The sequence below is a fragment of the Streptomyces sp. NPDC058964 genome (assembly GCF_042741275.1).
Lineage (GTDB): Bacteria > Actinomycetota > Actinomycetes > Streptomycetales > Streptomycetaceae > Streptomyces.
In genome coordinates, this window is sequence record NZ_JBHYKH010000736.1 from 1 (window position 1) to 3,358 (window position 3,358).

At 66.6% G+C, this 3,358-nt stretch carries 3 protein-coding genes and 2 pseudogenes; 3 read left to right on the top strand and 2 right to left on the bottom strand.

The genetic code is table 11. From position 1 onward, the window contains the following. Positions 1-148: 148 nt before the first annotated feature. The gene (locus ACFW2E_RS43900) at positions 149-688 is read right to left on the bottom strand and encodes a YbhB/YbcL family Raf kinase inhibitor-like protein (protein ID WP_384476895.1); all 540 of its coding nucleotides are present in this window, start codon (positions 686-688) and stop codon (positions 149-151) included. A gap of 40 nt (positions 689-728) precedes the next feature. Next, on the bottom strand, positions 729-1,511 hold the full coding sequence (locus tag ACFW2E_RS43905; protein ID WP_384476898.1) for a sporulation protein: 783 nt from the start codon (positions 1,509-1,511) through the stop codon (positions 729-731). A 137-nt stretch (positions 1,512-1,648) separates the two neighbouring features. On the opposite strand from ACFW2E_RS43905, the pseudogene ACFW2E_RS43910 reads away from it, so the two are divergent. The 3 genes and pseudogenes from ACFW2E_RS43910 to ACFW2E_RS43920 form a co-directional block, all read left to right on the top strand. Then, positions 1,649-1,908: pseudogene (locus ACFW2E_RS43910) on the top strand (DNA-3-methyladenine glycosylase); the annotation flags it as partial. Positions 1,909-1,920: 12 nt separating this feature from the next. Continuing rightward, positions 1,921-2,532, top strand: a complete 612-nt coding sequence (locus ACFW2E_RS43915) for a DNA-3-methyladenine glycosylase (protein ID WP_384476901.1) — start codon at positions 1,921-1,923, stop codon at positions 2,530-2,532. 99 nt (positions 2,533-2,631) lie between these two features. Continuing rightward, a pseudogene (locus ACFW2E_RS43920) lies at positions 2,632-2,998 on the top strand (DNA-3-methyladenine glycosylase); the annotation flags it as partial. Positions 2,999-3,358: the final 360 nt, after the last annotated feature.

The window sequence follows — 3,358 nt, forward strand, 5'->3', positions numbered from 1 at the left end:
TGTGAACCTCACACCACCGGGGGGGATTGTATAAACTCTGTACGGGCTCTCCGATATGGACAACGAAATAAAAAATGCCCGCCCCTTATAACTTCCAATACACGGGGAGGGAAAACTTTCATTGAACGCTCGTTTGAATCGGCGTGGGTCAGCCCCCGGCGGGGTTCTCGTACTCACCGATGAGCTGGGCGCGCGCGATCGCGTGGAACCGCAGGTTGAAGCCGACGACGGCGGGCGAGGCGTCGGAGTCCGGACCGAGCTTCTCCTGGTCCACCGCGTACACCGTGAAGACGTACCGGTGCGGTCCGTCCCCGGGCGGCGGCGCGGCACCACCGAAGTCCTTCGACCCGTAGTCGTTCCTCGCCTGGACCGCACCCTCCGGCAGTCCCTCGAACTTGCCGCTGCCCGCACCCGCCGGCAGCTCGGTCACCGAGGCCGGGATGTCGAACACGACCCAGTGCCAGAACCCGCTGCCCGTCGGGGCGTCCGGGTCGTAGCACGTCACGGCGAAGCTCTTGGTCCCGGGCGGGAAGCCCTCCCACCGCAGCTGCGGCGAGGTGTTGCCCGCCGCGTAGACCTGAGCGTCCTTGAGGGTCGCACCCTCCTCGACGTCCTCACTCGTGACCGTGAACGACGGCACGGGCGGGTGGAAGTCATGGGGGAGCGGCCGCCTCTTGAGCTCGGTCACCTCGGTACCTCCTGATCGGTTCCTTCAGTAGGACCCGAGCCTAGAACCAGTTGCGCTTGCTGCCGACCTCGGACAGCCACTGGTTGAGGTATGCCGCCCAGTCGGTCCCGTGGAAGTCGTGCAGACCGACCTGGAACGACCGGTAGGTGTCACTGCCCTCGCTGAACAGTCCCGGCTTCTTGTCCATTTCGAGAATGACGTCCATGGCGTGCTCGTCGGCCACGAAGCTCAGTTCGACCTGGTTCAGACCCCGGTACTGCGACGGGGGGTAGAACTCGATCTCCTGGTAGAACGGCAGCCGCTGCCGGGTACCCCGGATGTGGCCGCGTTCCAGGTCCGCGTTCTTGAAGCGGAAGCCCAGCTGGATGAAGGCGTCCAGGATCGCCTTCTGCGCCGGCAGCGGGTGCACGTTGATCGGGTCCAGGTCACCGGAGTCCACCGCACGGGCGATCTCCAGCTCGGTGGTCACACCGATGTGCATGCCGCGCAGCGCCTGCCCGTCGATCATGGTGACCGGCGTCTCCCAGGGGATCTCCAGCCCGAACGGCACGGTGTGCACGCCGCCGGCCTGCAGCTGGAACGCACCACCGAGCCGCACCTTGGTGAACTCGATGTTCTGCTTGTACTCCTGGTCGCCGCTTTCCACCTCGACCTGTGCCTGCAGGCCCACGGACAGTCCCTCGATGTCCTGGTTCACGGACCCGCCCTGGATCCGCACCTCGCCCTGGACGACACCGCCCGGAACGACGTTGACCTCGGTGAGCACCGTCTCCACCGAAGCCCCACCGGCCCCCAGGCTCGCGAGCAGCTTCTTGAACCCCATGACTCTCCCTTTACGTGTGGATCCCTGATCCCTACAAACGCGATCCGGACGCGCCCGGTTCCGGGCCACACCCTGGCAAGCGGGGGATCCTTTGACCAGTCCTTGGCGCAGACCCGTCTGGACTACGCTCGTACGACATGATCGCGCCCCGGGACGGTACGCCACTGCCGAGGAAGTTCTTCGACCGCCCCGTACTGGAAGTCGCCCCCGACCTCCTCGGCCGGATCCTCGTACGGCAGACCCCGGACGGCCCCATCGAGGTGCGCCTTACGGAGGTGGAGGCGTACGACGGCCCGAACGACCCCGGCTCGCACGCCTGTCGCGGCCGCACACCCCGCAATGACGTGATGTTCGGTCCCCCCGGACACGTGTACGTCTACTTCACCCATGGCATGTCAAGGCGGTCAGCATGAACGTCATGGATCTTGCTCACCCCGCTGAAGAAGTCGCCCCCAAGCTGCTCGGTGCCATCCTCACCCACGAGACACCTGAGGGAACCGTGAGCATCACGATCACGGAGACCGAGGCGTACTCCGGTTCGGCCGACCCCGCCTCTCACGCGTATCGAGGCAGGACACCCCGAAATGCCGTCATGTTCGGACGTGCGGGACACCTGTACGTCTACCGGTCTCACGGACTCCACTGGTGCGCCAACGTCGTCACCGGGGCAGACGGCATCGCTACGGCTGTCCTCATCCGGGCAGGCAGGGTCATCGAAGGGGAAGACCTGGCCCGCGAGCGGCGAGGGGGCAAGGTCGAGAGTCCGCGTCTCGCGCGGGGTCCGGGGAACTTCTGCCAAGCGCTCGGCATCACGGCAGAGCACAACGGCACAGACCTGCTGACAGGCGCCTCGGTCGCGCTGTCCGAGGGTGACCCCGTACCCGCCGCGCTCATCCGGGTCGGTCCTCGGGTAGGCGTGAGCAAAGCCCATGACTGGCAGCACCGCTTCTACCTCGCCGGCGATCCAACGGTCTCGGCGTACCGACTGAGCCCGAGAGCCAAGCCGTCCGCCGGAGCCTGAGCCGCTGTGCGCCCTGCTCGCGGCTCGCCGGTGGGCCGGCGCGGAGCTGGGTCCGAAGACGTGTGACCGCGCGAGCGTGGCGCGTTACTGGCCGGTCGGGTGACTGGTCCGGAGGGCACGGCGAGTGCCGTCCTGCTGCGCGCGGGGGAGGTCGTCGAAGGTGCGGAGCTCACGCGCAAACGCCGACTCTCGGCCCGAAATGACAAGGAACTGGCCAAAGGGCCCGCCTGCCCGGCCACGGCCGTGGACGTGGACCGCGCCCTCGACGGCACGGACGCGTGCGCCGTCGGGGAGACGCCACTGAGGTTGCTGAGCGGCACCGCCGTGGCCCCCGACCAGGTACGCAACGGCCCCCGCACCGGTCTGGTCGGCGACAGGGGCGTCCATCCCTGGCGTTTCTGGATGGCCAACGACCCAACCGTGAGCCCCCTACCGGGCCCACGTACCCAAGCGCCGTTCAAGTTGACGCGCCCTTGGAAGGTGCGTAATGTGGCCCGAGCCGCTGAACCGGGTACGGCAATCGCCAGCAGCCGGAGCGGCCACCCACTACCTGCGATTTCCCTCTGACGGGGGCGAATTTTGGCGTGCCCGCATGCCCAAATTCGAGCCCGCGGGACTCGATTATGAGTTACCGGGAGGATCCGCTAACGTAGTGAATGTCGAAAGGCCGACAGGCGAAAGCCGAAAGCCCGCGACAAATCCCGCCGACCGGGAATCGGACGCCGAAAGGGTCTGATAGAGTCGGAAACGCAAGACCGAAGGGAAGCGCCCGGAGGAAAGCCCGAGAGGGTGAGTACAAAGGAAGCGACCGTTCCTTGAGAACTCA

Bases quoted from the DNA above. Each gene is read 5' to 3' on its own strand.
- ACFW2E_RS43905 (WP_384476898.1), bottom strand. From the start codon at position 1,511: ATGGGGTTCAAGAAGCTGCTCGCGAGCCTGGGGGCCGGTGGGGCTTCG.
- ACFW2E_RS43915 (WP_384476901.1), top strand. From the start codon at position 1,921: ATGAACGTCATGGATCTTGCTCACCCCGCTGAAGAAGTCGCCCCCAAG.